We start from the raw sequence: 13320 nt of genomic DNA on the forward strand, positions 1-13320 counted from the left end.
TAATCCCCGCTGAAAAAACGCAGGGTAAGGGTCAAACATGGGTCAATTCTCGATGGAAATATCCTGGGTTGCCGGGTCAGTTCTCAGTGGCAATCAACACTTCACGGTCTCAAGCGGGCTGTCGTACCGGGCGATGAGCTTCTCCGCCTCAGAATGCAACTCGGCCTTGGCTGCCGCGTCCAGATGCATGATGCTCATTGCGGTCGCTCCTATCGTGTCGCGGGGCGTGGTGCAGTGAGCGTGTCAAGGCGGTCCTGAAGGCCACCGTTGAGAACAATCATTTCCTTGAGCGCCTTCATTACGTTGCCCTTGTGTACGGCAACGAACTTGTCGGCGACCGCTTGAAGAGCTGCCTCCTGGCGGCTGTCGAGTGTCACAATGTTGGCCATAGCGATTGATCCAAACGCTCAGATATCCACAGTGAACAAAAAGAGAACATAAATGTCAAGAGCGGATTGACCCCGAGAGGAATGAGTTCCTATTTTGGGTCATGCCTGACACTGGTGGAAGACGAAAGCGCGGCGGCGCATGGAGGCTCAGCAATGCCCATGAGATTGGGCAGTTGGTGCTAGTCCGTTGCGGGCTGTGCAACGTCAAGCGTTGGTATCTGCCGGATGACCTCAGGGAAATCTTAGGCGATATCGAGGCTGAGCTGGTCGGGAGCAGAATGAGTTGCAAACGGTGCGGCAAGAACGAGTTCATGCACGCCGAGACGCAAAACCCATCGGCACGAGAGCGGCATGGCATTCGAGTCAGGCGGCTCGCTGAAATCAGGACGGTGCGGCGCGTCGTTTGGCGGGATGAGGATTGAGGGACGCTCTGAGTCAAAAGCAGTCATCCCCATGACGTCGTAGCTCACTAACGGCACACGACATCTGAAGCGAAATACGATACCCAACGCGAAGCAACGATTGGCGTTAGCTGTCCGTGGGGTTGCCGTGGCAAACGTTCGCAATTTTTGGGACGAATATTTCATGCAAGAGCATCTGCCGCCCTGGCAGTGCCCGAAGTGCGGTCGCGGAAACCTCGCGCTTGACAAAGAAAGCTTGAGGATCGGCTATTCGGCCGATGTGATCGCCGCACGTGACGATCCCGACTGGGAACCAGAATGGGATAGGGGCAGGTTTTCCTGCTTGCTCGTTTGTGATCAGCCAAAGTGTGGCGATATCGTTTCGATGATAGGCGAAACGGTGGCAAATGAGTTCCGTTCGGACGACGATAGCGAACAGTTTATCTTCGAGTCTCTAGTTCCCAAAAGCATGATACCAGGCGCGCCTTTGATGAACATTCCACCGGCGACGCCGAGCGCGGCCCAAAATGCCATCAAGCAGTCTTTCAGCGCTTTCTGGGGAGACCGTGGTTCCGCCGCCAACCGGCTACGGATCAGCGTCGAACGCATTTTGGACAGCGAGGGCATCCCGGCTAAGACAGACAAGGGAGCCTTCATTACTCTTGCCGCTCGAATAGACCTCTTCGGTGAGAAATCTCCGGAATACAAAGACACGCTTACCGCACTGAGGGAGGTCGGCAATCTCGGCAGCCATGACGGCGACGTTACTCGCGAAGCGCTCCTGGACACCTATGAGGTTTATGAAGACTGGTTGAAAAACTATGTTGGCAAACACGGCGAAAAGATGAAGGGGCTTGTCAAGAAATTGACTGACACTAAGGGAAAATACACGGTCTGACAGCGTGCGCTCAGTTAGCTTTCCAAAAAGAGTCTACCGCGTTCATGTATGCGGTGAAACTTGCATTGGACCAATTTACGTCGGAATTATCCCGCACGAGATAATGGATGCCGTTGGCGCACATCATTTGGTCACGGATGGCAGCCCGCAAATAGGTCATTGAGTGTTCATAGGTGTCTTGGAACCTCTGGGCGAAGCAGATGTTCGGCGCGTTTGATAGGAGCCCTTCAAGATAATAGGATGGTGCTACCCCTTCGGCCAAATAGTGGTCAGAGATCATCTTATTGCGCATATTCTTTAGTACGCGAACCATCGGCTTAAATCGATTGCTTGTGGCCTGGTGCTTGCTCGTGCAATTGTCCGAGTGTTGGTGCGGGTAGTTGATTATGCGACGACCAGAACTGGTTTCAAAGACGATGCCCTCCCTGTACCCGGTGCGTGAATAATATGTTCGATGCTCGGCGGCGACGAGTACGTCCGCATCCCGGCGATAGTTGTTGCCGGGAATGTAGATCGCCTTGCTACCGCCGGTTACGCCATTCCCGAACTGTTGTGTCAGCCAACTCGCAACGTCCCGTTTGAAATCTGACAACTCGTAGGTCGCGGGGACAAATACGCGCTCCAGTTCGACTCTATCGTTCGGCGAGAGGTCGCCTTTATCGTGGTAGTAGGTTGATGTCAGGCAAATGACTACATCGACGTCGCTATCGGAGTAAATGTTCGTCGCATTGCCATACGATCCCTGAAGGAAAATATTGAAGCTCTTCTGATGGTATGGTGACCGGGTATCGTTGAGTACATTTCGTACCGCCTGATAAGTCTCTGCCGATTGCGTCACAGAGCCCTGGGTCGACCAGGTATTTAACTGCTGCTCAGAAATTGCCATAGTGCCCCCAAATATCACATCAACAAAGCCGTTATACTGCTCTCGTAGTCTGCAAATGAATCTCTCCCGCGTTGTCTGAGAATGTTTAACTTCCTCAGATCGTGTTCCAAAAGGTCTGTTGCCATCTCTGGTTGCGCGAACGTGTTGTTGACCCTAACTGTCCTGATGTCGCCAAATAGCACCTTGCGAAGCTGCTCCATCGACTGCGTGTTAATCTCCAACGTCTTTTGGAGGAGGCGAACTGACGGGAGTTTACCTAAGCACCACGTCAGGCCCAGCGGGAAGGCTTTGGGTGTCGGGTAGATCCCAACACCAATGCTCAAGAGCGCTATGTTACCTCGGTCGATCTTGAACGCCTGAACGGCGTCAGCGACCGCGTACAGCGAAGGATTATTGGCGCAAAAGCCTCCATCGCCTAATTCAATATCGTCTCCAGCGGCGGTCTTAACGGTCTTCCTTTTGAAGAATGGGTAGGCGGAGCAGGATGCTTGGACAGCCTCAGCCAACGTGCAACCAAAACCCGGCACAAATGTCGCAAGACGACCGTGTGCTTGCCCGGCGTCGGCCTTGAAAATCATCGGCGTCTCGTTCACCCAATTGGTGGCTACGATGCCGATGCCGGTTTTGACGGCATTAAACTTCTGGTCTTTGAAGATGTCGACCGCGAGTTCAGCAAGCTTCGCCGTTTTTTCGCTCGGCAACCAAGGTTTCATAACCGTTGGAACGTGCATTCGATAAAGCTCGTGGATCTCGTCTACCGACTTTCCGATGGCCAACATGGTCCCGATGATAGAGCCGGTACTGGTGCCATATATAAGGTCAAATTTGTCGCAAAGCGGCCCTCCAAGCGTGGCCTCAACTTCTTTCAGGACGCCTAGCGTGTAGAAGCCTTTCGCCCCGCCGCCGTCTAGGCTGAGTATTCGGAACCGGCTATCTTTAGGAAGCTCTGTGGTCATCTTGACCTGTAAAGCAGGAGTGTTGCCATTGATACCAAACCATTTGGACGAAAGACAGGATTATAACCGCGGAAACGTCCTCAATCCCCAAATAGTGGAGCTGAGGCTCCTTACTGGAGATTTCACTGGGAACTTCGTTCACTGCATTCGTCCCGCCGGGGCGATCCCTACAGTAACCGAAGTTGGTCATCTGTGTTTGCGGGCCCCTGCGGAAACTTGATCTGCGTGGCCGGCTTCTCGACAATCACAAGGGCATCGTCCGGTGCCGTACGCTGTAGCCGCTTCGCCTCCGACCATGGCGCAGTCAGCCAGGTTTCAGTTTCCTCCTGCGTCTTCAGAACAACCGGCATGGCCTTCTCGTGGATCGGCGCGATAAGGGCGTTGGGCTTGGTTGTCATGAAGCCATAGAGTTCAAATTCGGCGGGGCCGTCTTTGACCTTGCGGACCCCCTGCCAACGCGTCCACAGGCCGGCGAAGAAGAACAGCGGTCGATCCTCGTTCAAGGCGAACCAATAATTCCGCTGAATGCCTGTCTCTGGGTCCTTGTCGCCAGGCGTAGGGCTCGGCTCCGCGAAGCTGGTGACAGGTATTACACAACGATGCTCGACGCCAACGTACTGCTGCCAATGACCGTACTGAGGGTTACGTATGTTGGTGGTGCCATAATCTGCCTTGCCCTTGACCCGCTCGGCGGGCGTTGGCATTCCCCAGAGCAGCCTAGCAAGCTCTCGTTCTCCATCCGACGCATTGCGGACCACCGGGCCGGGTGTGTTGGGATAGATGTCGATGGACGGCTCAAGGTTGCCCAAGATGTCCCGCAAGGCGTGGGTCCACTGACGGATGGCCTCCTGCGACGTGGTGATGTTGTAGAGGTTGCACATTGTTTCTAAAGCCCGCGCTCGATAACTGAGGTTTCAATGAGTTCTTTGACCCTAAATTGATCCTTCGCAATTGGATCTTGAAATAGTTCACTAAGAAGGCTCTTACTTGGTTGGCAGGTCAGGGTAGCCAGTTATGCGTTCAGTTTTGAGAGTTTTGGCTGTTGCGTCAATGATCGCGGCGGCAACATGGTCGGCTGCGGCCCTGGAGTACAAGCCGGTATCGTCCCCGGGCGAACTCCCGTTTCTTATCGTTTCCGGCGAGTTTGGGATCAATGAACCTTTGAATAGATTTAGCAATGCTGTCACCAGCAGCGGGGCTAGGGTGATCGTCTTCGACTCGGCGGGGGGAAGTATCGGAAGCGCGATGCAGCTTGGACGTATGATCCGGGCAGCGGGGTTGGACACGCTTCAAGTTCGACAGTTGCAGTGCGCGTCGGCCTGTTCGTTGGCTTTCATGGGTGGCGTTCGTCGTGTCGCAGATCCGGGCTCAATAGGCGTTCATCGCTCATCCTTCGCCCCAGACAGTGGGATGTCCGCCGACGAAGCTGTGGCGAATGTTCAAGCCGTCACTGCCGATATTATGTCTTATATGACCGAGATGGGCGTAGACCCCAAGCTCATGGCCGTAGCATTGAGCTATGACAGGTCCGACATGCGCTATTTGTCCGCCAGTGAAATGACTGAGCTGCGCGTAACCAACATTACCCCCACTCAGCCGCCGGTAGACACATCGCAGGTCCCGTCAACGCCTAGTCCGCCGCCAGCTGAAGCTAGCGCCAACGAACAGCAGCTGGAAAGCGCTGCGGTGGCCTTCATCAAGGGGCTCATTGAACGCCACGGCAACAATGCAGAGTTGGCCATCGCTGAGGTTCAAACGTCCTATGCCGCCATCGTGGACTACTATGGAAAGCCAACGGAGCTAAGCTCGATTGTCGCCGACAAGAGAAGCTATTTCCAACGATGGCCCGAACGGGGATATAATGTCCACAGCGAGAGCATTATGGTCACTTGTGCTAACGAGCGATGCATGGTGTCGGGCACGTACGACTGGGTTGTCCGAAGCCTGCCAAGACACAAGCAGGCAAAAGGCGTGGCGCACTTCAGCTACACAATCGCGATTGGACCGAACCCAAAAATCATCGCTGAGACTAGCAAAGTCATTCGCTGAACCATTTGCCCGTCGCAAGCGCCTTCAGCATCACCTAAGTTGCCGCTCTTCCTTGCTGCGGCAAAAGTCCAACTGGGCGGCTGGTGCAGGCTGAGCGTCCTCGCATGCTGGGGACCTTCAATAGCGCACTTGCTGGTTGCAGCGGTGCTGCAAATGCTATACGTGACTGCTACACAAGCTCGAAACGAACTGAGCGAATATCCAATAAAATCAAGAGCTAGCGAAGCGGCTATTCGAGTCCTCTTCTGGGCACCATCTTTCCCGACTACCAACGGGATCAAGCAGATTTCTCAACGGAATGCCTCCTCGGGTCAAGCCCGAGGATGACGACGGTGTGCTGCCGCCAACCAACCTCCCCTTCCGGCCAGGGGCTGAATAAACCGCTTCAAACTCCGCGGCCGCTTCGCTACGCTCAAAACCATGGCTCAACCCACCAATCCGATCTTCGGCGCGCGTCGCGATCAGGCGTTCCCCACCTTGGCGCAGGCGGACATCGATCGCATGCGCCGGTTCGGCGAGGCCAGCTTCTATGCGGCCGGCGAGAACATCGTCACGGCCGGCGATGTGGCGCCCGGTCTGATTGTCGTGCTGTCCGGCAGCGTGGACATCACCCAGGATGGCGGGCTTGGCCGGCGCGAAACGATCGCCACGCATGGTCCGGGCAGTTTTGTCGGCGAGCTGGCGCAGCTTTCGGCCCGTCCCTCTCTGGTGAATGCGCAGGCCGCCGAACCGGTCGAGGCGATCGTCATCGCCTCGCATCGGCTGCGCGACCTGATGGTGCAGGAGGCCAATCTCGGCGAGCGCATCATGCGCGCGCTGATCCTGCGCCGTGTCGGGCTGCTGGAAAGCGCCACCAGCGGACCGATCATCGTCGGTCCCGTCGACAATTCCGATGTGTTGCGGCTTCAGGGGTTTCTCGCCCGCAGCGGCCAGCCGCACCGCGTGCTCGATTCCGACAGCGATCCTTGCGCGAAAACCCTGGTTGAACGCTTCGAGGTCGACCCCCATCATCTGCCGATCGTGCTGTGTCCAAACGGCAGGCTGCTGATGAATCCCGGCGAAAAGGACCTCGCCCGCTGCATCGGCCTGTTGCGGCCGATCGATGCGGACAAACTATACGATGTCGCCATTGTCGGCGCCGGACCGGCAGGGCTGGCGGCCGCCGTCTATGCGGCCTCCGAAGGGTTGTCGACCATCGTGCTGGATTGCCGTGCCTTCGGTGGACAGGCGGGTGCCTCCTCGCGCATCGAGAACTATCTCGGGTTCCCCACAGGCATTTCCGGCATGGCGCTGATGGCGCGCGCCTACAACCAGGCGCAGAAATTCGGCGTCGAAATGGTGATACCGGACGAGGCGAAGCTTTTGAGCGCTGCGACCGACGGCGCCCGTTACAGGCTCGATGTCGGCGATGGCGAGACGGTGCGCACGCGCAGCGTGGTGATCGCCAGCGGCGCGCGCTACCGCCGCCTCGACATCGCCAATCTGGCGCGGTTCGAGGGAACGTCCGTGCATTATTGGGCGTCGCCCATCGAAAGCCGGCTTTGCGCGGGCCAGGAAGTGGCGCTGGTCGGCGCCGGCAATTCGGCCGGGCAGGCGGCTGTCTATCTGGCCAGCCATGCGCGCAAAGTGGCGCTGCTGGCGCGCGGCGGCAGCCTCGATGCCAGCATGTCGCGCTATCTGGTCGAGCGCATCAGGGCGCAACCGAACATCGAGGTGCTGACCGGGGCCGAAATCATGGCTCTGGAAGGCGACGAGGGCAATCTTGGCACAGTGCGCTGGCGCAACCGCGCCAGCGGCGCGGAAACGACGCGCCCGATCCGCCATCTCTTCCTGTTCATCGGCGCCGACCCGAACACCGATTGGCTGGCGAACTGCGATGTGGCGCTTGACGCCAAGGGATTCGTGCGCACCGGATCGGACCTGGGATCGGCGCAGATGGAGACGAGCCGCAGCGGTGTGTTCGCCATCGGCGATGTCCGCGCCGGGTCGGTCAAGCGCGTCGCGGCGGCTGTCGGCGAAGGCGCCCAGGTGGTCGCGGCATTGCATGCATATCTCGCGCGCGGCAACGCCGACGCGCCTCAAACGGCAGGGAGACCATGATGGATGAATGCAGGCACACGCGCGACATCAGAAAGGTGACGCCGAGCGCGCTCGGCTGCGAGGAATGCCTGACGAGCGGGTCGCAATGGGTGCATCTGCGGCTGTGCCGCACCTGCGGTCATGTCGGCTGCTGCGACGACTCGCCCAACCGCCACGCCACCAAGCATTTTCACGCCACCAAGCATCCGATCATCGAGGGCTACGATCCGCCGGAAGGCTGGGCATGGTGCTATGTCGACGAGGTGTTTGTCGACCTCGGCGACGACGTGACTCCGCAGAACGGTCCGATCCCGCGCTTTTATTGAGGTCCGCCCTACGGACCGGAAAAAGCCCGGTTCGGCCGGGCCTTTCTTTGTCCAAGCATAATCGCCACCCGATGCCCGGCTGTCAGCGAACTGACAGGTTGCCCGTTCCAGGGTCTGCCAGCTCACGATCACAGCAGCCCGATCCTGGACGCTCTCTTCAGCGCATCGCCACTGGGTTCTTGAGCGCGCCCAAAAGGGATCGTCTCCCGAACAAAGCTTTGACATGATCGCGGCTAGTCTAGAAGCATTCAAAACGGGAAGGTTCGCATGCACCCCACCTATACAAGCACGCAAAAGGCCATTCACTGGGCGGTGTTTCTGCTGGTCGTCGGCCTTTATGGCTTGACCTATATGGAGGAGCTTTTTCCACGCGGCGATCCCGGCCGCGCGATCGTCTGGTGGTTACATATTTCGTTCGGGCTACTGCTGTTTGCGCTGGTCGTCATCCGTGTCGGCCTGCGTCTGGCGCTGGGAACGCCGGGGCTGCCGACGGAAATGTCGGAACTTGAACGATGGGCGGCAAAGATCGCGCATCTGCTGCTTTATGCGCTGCTCGTGACCATTCCGGTTCTAGGCATCCTGCTGACCTGGTACAGGGGCGACGCGTTGAGTTTCTTTGGCCTCTTCACTATCCCGGCTCCGGTTTCGCCCGACCGCAACACGGCCCAATTCGTCAGGGAACTGCACAGTCTCTGCGCCAATTCCATCCTCATCCTCGCCGGAGTGCACGCGGCCGCGGCGCTGTGGCACCATTTCATCCGCAAGGACGACGTGCTCAAGCGAATGCTGCCGGAAGGCACGGGTGCCTAGTCCGTGAAAGTGTGAGACTGTTTCCCGGGAAAAACGCATAGCGCTTTCCCTTGGGAAGATAGACCCAAGGCGCTTCTTCAATCAGTCTCGCCGTGTTGGCGCCGGGGCGGGCTCGGGGTTGTCCACGCTGTTCTCGTTGATCTGGAAGGCCTTTCCTTCGACCTTCTTTTTCTTCAGGTCGTCGCCGGTCTGTTGCTGCGGCGGATGCTTCGGGTTTTGCTTGGTGTTCTGGTTCACGTCGAGAGCTCTGGTCATCATTTCCTCCAGCGGATTTCCTGGAACACAATGTCCGACGGTGCGTGGGGTTCCGGCAAAAGAAGACGCTCCCTGCGACCGGGCGTCTGCAGCCCGGCCGCTGTGCGGTCTATCGAGGGTTTCCGTCGGACGGCGTGCAGGAGCAGCGACGAGGCCGTCAGTTCGACTGTCATGCCGGCTTGTGCTGTCTCACGATCCTCCACTCATGCCAGATCAACACCATGACGACCGCATCGAAGACGGTCAGGACGAGCAGGCCGATCGAATGGGTGTATGAGTAGCGATAGACTTGATAGACCATGAATAGGCCCAATGCCGCGAGTGATGCCGGGTAAGACCAGAGCTTGCCTCTCAAAAGCCCGACAACCAAGGCCAGCTTTATGAGGCCGTGGCTGAGCAGGTAGAAGGCGTAAAACTCCTGGCTGGCGATCGAGAAATGGCTTGCCATTTGCGACAGATGGCCAGCTATGAAATCGGTCGGATCTTCGATCAATTCCTCCTGGGTGAGAGCATTGACCCAGGAGGCAATGGCATCGGTGGTGACGACATAGAGCAGGATCCCGCCGATGCATTCGATCAGGGCATGCGCGCCCTTGAGCCAGACGCCGATTTCGAAAATCTGATGGATACGACGTTCATCGACGAGCTTCAAAACCCACCTCACGATCAACTACGGAAACCGACGCCAAATGGATGTGGCTTTAACACACTGGGCAAATGCCGCGGCCGGTATCAGCCCTTTTCTTGATAAAACGATGATCGGCGTCTCACAAATCGGCGTTCCCCTCATGGTGCTGGCCGTGGTCCTGCAATGGTGGGCGAAGGTCGACCGCTACCATGTTCGTCACGCGGCCGTGTCGGCCGGTCTGGCGTTCTTGCTCGGTCTGGCGATCAACCAGTTCATTCTTCTGTTCGTGCATCGGATACGGCCCTACGATGCCGGCGTGACGCATCTGTTGATTGCGCCCAGCGCCGACTGGTCATTCCCATCCGATCACGCGACAGCCGCCATTGCGATTGTTGCGGCCTTTGCGATGCAAGGTCTCCCGCGCCGGACGATTGCGCTTTTTATCATGGCATTCCTGATCTGCTGGTCGAGAATCTACATCGGAACGCACTACCTGACCGACGTTGTCGGTGGGGCCGTCACCGGCGTCCTGGGTGCCATCGTGGTGCGACTGGCTTACCGCGAGAACTCCCGGTTGGACAAACTGGTGACCAAAATTCTCTAGCTCGGCGCTGCTCAACGACGCATTCGGGTATGCAGTTGAGCTGGTTCCACACGACACTACGGACGCGACTTCAAAGTCAGCCAGCGAAGCATCGATACCCCAGCCATCCCGCCAGCGCGACCGAAGCGACCCAGATACAGGCGATGATCACCGCCGCACCGCGGCTCACGGGCCTGTCAACGGCAAGGGCGGCGGCCTCTCGATGTTCCGCCATGACCTCAGGCGGTATCATCCTGACCACGGCAAGGATGCCCAGGGGGATCAAGATCGCATCGTCGAGATAGCCAACCACGGGGATGAAATCTGGGATTAGGTCAATTGGCGATAAGGCGTAGCTTGCGACAAACACGGCAAGCGCCTTGGCGTACCACGGCGTTCGGGGATCACGCGCGGCGAGGTAGAGCGCATGCACGTCGCGCTTGATCGTTCGTGCCCATTCATTCAGTGCCGTGGTCATTGGCGACTTTAGCGCCAAATGATGACGCCCCGATAGCGCACGCCAGGAGATGCTCGGCGAGCCCCTACATGGTCCTATCGCACCGACCCCGTGACAGTCGGGTCGATCGTGCTGGGAACGGATTTGCGTTCGTTGCCGGCGAGTGCCGCTATGATCAGCAGGCTTGCAACCACCGGGACAAACAGGATGGCAATGCGGGCTTGCACGTAAAATATGGCGCGCCATTCATTGCGCTTGTCGGGGCTGTTGCTCATCATACTCACTTTGTCACACCCCCCGGGCCGTGACATAGCCGCGAACGGTTAAGCAACCCCTTCCGATAGTGTTAACCGGGCGGAATCGAGGCGAAATTCTCAGGCGATACGCCGGCCTCAGCCCAGCCCAATCCGCCTTGCCCCTTGCCGGAACAGCGCCACGGCATCCGGCTCGAAGTGGAAGGTGCCGATGAAATCGTCGAGGCGATAGTCCGGCCGCGTCTTGCGGATGGCGGCGGCAAAGCCGCGTGCCTCGTCGAGCCGTCCCGCCAGAGCCAGGCAGTGGGCCGCGATTGCCAGGATGATGGCGTGCGCGTTGGGCCGCGCCGCCGCCTTCAGCGCCCATTCGGCCGCCTCCTCGAACTGGCCTAGCCGGACATGTGCCATGGCGCGTGCCCCCAGCATGCCAAACAGCAGCGGGTCGAACGGGCTCAGATGGCGCGAATGGTCGGAGGAGCCGATCGCCGCCTGCGGGTCGCCCGACTGAGAGTGGACGAAGGACAGTGCATAGTGGCCAAGTGCGAAATTCGGGCTGAGGTCCACAGCCCGTTCCAGTTCGATCAGCGAACTGTCCTGCTCGCCGCGCAGCCACAGCGCCCGGCCCATCGCCCAATGCGCTGCCGGATTGTGGTCATCGATCAGCAGGCTGCGGCCGGCGCTCTCGAAGGCCAGCGCGCTTTCGCGGTCACGGTCGCCCCAGCGCTGGAAGGCGTTCTGCCAGTGGGTGAAGGACAGGCCGGCATAGGCACGGGCAAAAGTCGGGTCGAGCTGCAGGGCCGTGTCAAAGAAATGCTTCGCCTGCTCGTTCTCGGCCTGGGTGAAGCGGTACATATGCCAGAGGCCGCGATGATAGGCCTCCCAGGCGTTGAGCGAACTGGGCGCCTTCAGCATGGCGCGGTTACGCTCCATCGTTTCGATCTCGGCCGAGATCGACGAAACGATGCTGTTGCCGATATCGTCGAGCACGGTGAAGATGTCGTCGGGCCTGCGCTCGAACGTCTCGGCCCAGACGATCCTGGCAGTGCGCACCTCGATCAGTTCGACGCTGACAATCAGGCGGCCGGCCGGGCTGCGCACCGTTCCGGTGGCGACATAGTCGACATTCAGCCGGCGGCCGGCATCCTCGGGCGCGATGTCCTTCTCGGCCAGCGCAAACACCGATCCGCGCGCGATGACGAAGAAATCCCGGAGCTTGGCGAGGCGGGTGATGATGTCGTGGGTGAAACCATCGGCCAATCCACCGCCTGCGCCGGTCTCTTCAACAAACGGCATCACCGCCAGCGAAGCGTGGCTGGGCTCGACCGGGCCGGCATCTGAGGGCGTCGCGATCAACTGCGATATTGTGGACAGGCAGGCCGGCTGCGGTTGGAGCGGGGTGCCCGACTGTTGGTCACGGATTGCCCGCCAGGCCGCGCGAAGCGGTGCAAAATCTAGTTCCTCTGACTGGAACAATCGTTCCGCCGAAGCCAGGTGCTGCTCGGCCGCGCCGATCTCGCCGCGCCGGGCCAGACTGGCCAGAAGTGCTGCATGCGCACGCCCGTCGAACGGCGCCAGTTCCACCCATTTGTCGAGATAGACGATCGCCTCTTGGCTATCCGTCGGCAGGCTTGCGACAAGCTGTTCCAGCAAGGCGATGTGGCACGAGTGAAAACGGCGACGCTGGGCGATCAGCCAGCTGTTGAAATGAGGGCTGCGCTCGACCTCCAGCCCATCCAGCAAATCGCCGGCAAACAGTCCGGCAAGCGCTCGTAGCCGCTCGACATCGAGGTGACTGTTGCCTTGCGCGATCGCGCCGGCGACCTCCAGCGCATCCACATGGCAATCGTCCAGGTCAAGCGCGACCGTATCGCCCTGTGTGGAGATCCGGCGCCGCTCCGGCTCGTCGAGGACGCCGCGCAACTTGCTCAGGCACCAGCGCAGCTCGCCCCGTGGATCGTTCGGCACGTCCCACAGCAATTCGCACAGGCGGCTGCGGCCGGCCGGATGCGGTGCCAGCGCCAGGTAGGCGAACAGCGCTCGCAGCTTGCGCGACGCCGGCAGCGCCACCGGCACGCCGTCGCGCAGGATCGCCAGCGCCCCGAGCAGGCGCACGGAAAGCGCCGGCATCTCGCCGTCCAGCCTCGATCGTGCGGATTCCACGTTGGTTTCCACGCCTGCTCCCACGCTGGCCTGTCGGCCTCTCCTGTATCACCAAACACGACACGGCGCATCCGGCAGCGGATTTAAGCGCCGGATACCGTCATTGCCGCTGTGCGGCATGTTAGTCCTAGCGCGGCAAGGTCACGAAACCTCGCCGCCCAACCCGCCGGTTTGTAACCGGTCTGTGAC

General features: G+C 59.3%; 16 protein-coding genes. 6 read left to right on the forward strand and 10 right to left on the reverse strand.

Annotation, left to right across the window (positions count from 1 at the left end):
• Nucleotides 1-209: 209 nt before the first annotated feature.
• Nucleotides 210-389 (reverse strand): hypothetical protein, encoded by a 180-nt coding sequence (locus tag ASD12_RS34685; protein WP_056592506.1) that lies wholly within the window; start codon nt 387-389, stop codon nt 210-212.
• Between the two features lie 242 nt (nt 390-631).
• Nucleotides 632-976: a hypothetical protein gene (locus ASD12_RS34430; protein WP_156398649.1), complete on the reverse strand. Its 345-nt coding sequence runs from the start codon at nt 974-976 to the stop codon at nt 632-634.
• Here ASD12_RS34430 and ASD12_RS24665 point away from each other — a divergent pair.
• Nucleotides 975-1688, forward strand: a complete 714-nt coding sequence (locus tag ASD12_RS24665) for a DUF4145 domain-containing protein (protein WP_056592512.1) — start codon at nt 975-977, stop codon at nt 1686-1688. The two genes, ASD12_RS34430 and ASD12_RS24665, sit on opposite strands and share 2 nt — an antisense overlap.
• 10 nt (nt 1689-1698) lie before the next feature.
• Here the strand turns inward: ASD12_RS24665 and ASD12_RS24670 are convergent, their stop codons facing one another.
• The 3 genes from ASD12_RS24670 to ASD12_RS24680 all read right to left on the reverse strand — a co-directional run bounded on the left by ASD12_RS24670 (nt 1699) and on the right by ASD12_RS24680 (nt 4411).
• Complete coding sequence (locus ASD12_RS24670; protein WP_162252284.1) at nt 1699-2574, reverse strand: nucleotidyltransferase; 876 nt, start codon at nt 2572-2574, stop codon at nt 1699-1701.
• A gap of 14 nt (nt 2575-2588) precedes the next feature.
• On the reverse strand, nt 2589-3530 hold the full coding sequence (locus ASD12_RS24675; protein WP_056592518.1) for a patatin-like phospholipase family protein: 942 nt from the start codon (nt 3528-3530) through the stop codon (nt 2589-2591).
• Nucleotides 3531-3697: 167 nt separating this feature from the next.
• Nucleotides 3698-4411 (reverse strand): SOS response-associated peptidase, encoded by a 714-nt coding sequence (locus ASD12_RS24680; protein ID WP_056592522.1) that lies wholly within the window; start codon nt 4409-4411, stop codon nt 3698-3700.
• Nucleotides 4412-4544: 133 nt separating this feature from the next.
• Between ASD12_RS24680 and ASD12_RS24685 the strand changes: the two genes are divergently transcribed.
• From ASD12_RS24685 to ASD12_RS24700, 4 genes are all read left to right on the forward strand, one after another.
• A complete protein-coding gene (locus ASD12_RS24685; RefSeq protein ID WP_156398650.1) occupies nt 4545-5579 on the forward strand; it encodes a hypothetical protein in 1035 nt (344 codons plus the stop codon).
• A 420-nt stretch (nt 5580-5999) separates the two neighbouring features.
• Nucleotides 6000-7679 (forward strand): FAD-dependent oxidoreductase, encoded by a 1680-nt coding sequence (locus tag ASD12_RS24690; RefSeq protein WP_056592528.1) that lies wholly within the window; start codon nt 6000-6002, stop codon nt 7677-7679.
• Nucleotides 7676-7984 carry a UBP-type zinc finger domain-containing protein gene (locus ASD12_RS24695; protein WP_056592531.1) on the forward strand — a complete coding sequence of 103 codons (309 nt, stop codon included), beginning with the start codon at nt 7676-7678 and terminating at the stop codon, nt 7982-7984. Before ASD12_RS24690 ends, ASD12_RS24695 begins: the two co-directional genes overlap by 4 nt.
• A 267-nt stretch (nt 7985-8251) precedes the next feature.
• Nucleotides 8252-8794 (forward strand): cytochrome b, encoded by a 543-nt coding sequence (locus ASD12_RS24700; RefSeq protein WP_056592534.1) that lies wholly within the window; start codon nt 8252-8254, stop codon nt 8792-8794.
• Between the two features lie 81 nt (nt 8795-8875).
• Here ASD12_RS24700 and ASD12_RS34690 read toward each other — a convergent pair whose 3' ends face one another.
• Together ASD12_RS34690 and ASD12_RS24705 are read right to left on the reverse strand one after the other, a co-directional pair.
• Nucleotides 8876-9031 carry a hypothetical protein gene (locus tag ASD12_RS34690; protein WP_162252283.1) on the reverse strand — a complete coding sequence of 52 codons (156 nt, stop codon included), beginning with the start codon at nt 9029-9031 and terminating at the stop codon, nt 8876-8878.
• Between the two features lie 187 nt (nt 9032-9218).
• Nucleotides 9219-9701, reverse strand: coding sequence for a DUF2127 domain-containing protein (locus tag ASD12_RS24705; RefSeq protein WP_056592537.1), 483 nt, complete (start codon nt 9699-9701; stop codon nt 9219-9221).
• A gap of 37 nt (nt 9702-9738) precedes the next feature.
• On the opposite strand from ASD12_RS24705, the gene ASD12_RS24710 reads away from it, so the two are divergent.
• Complete coding sequence (locus tag ASD12_RS24710; RefSeq protein WP_056592540.1) at nt 9739-10281, forward strand: phosphatase PAP2 family protein; 543 nt, start codon at nt 9739-9741, stop codon at nt 10279-10281.
• 76 nt (nt 10282-10357) lie between these two features.
• On the opposite strand, the gene ASD12_RS24715 is transcribed toward ASD12_RS24710, so the two are convergent.
• The 3 genes from ASD12_RS24715 to ASD12_RS24725 form a co-directional block, all read right to left on the reverse strand.
• Entirely contained in the window at nt 10358-10738 is a 381-nt protein-coding gene (locus ASD12_RS24715) for a YkvA family protein (RefSeq protein WP_056592543.1), read from the reverse strand.
• Nucleotides 10739-10812: 74 nt separating this feature from the next.
• Entirely contained in the window at nt 10813-10992 is a 180-nt protein-coding gene (locus ASD12_RS24720) for a hypothetical protein (protein ID WP_056593378.1), read from the reverse strand.
• A 117-nt stretch (nt 10993-11109) separates the two neighbouring features.
• On the reverse strand, nt 11110-13098 hold the full coding sequence (locus ASD12_RS24725) for a BTAD domain-containing putative transcriptional regulator (RefSeq protein WP_056593381.1): 1989 nt from the start codon (nt 13096-13098) through the stop codon (nt 11110-11112).
• Nucleotides 13099-13320 lie beyond the last annotated feature (222 nt).

The sequence above is a fragment of the Mesorhizobium sp. Root102 genome (genome assembly GCF_001425625.1).
Taxonomy (GTDB): Bacteria; Pseudomonadota; Alphaproteobacteria; order Rhizobiales; family Rhizobiaceae; genus Mesorhizobium.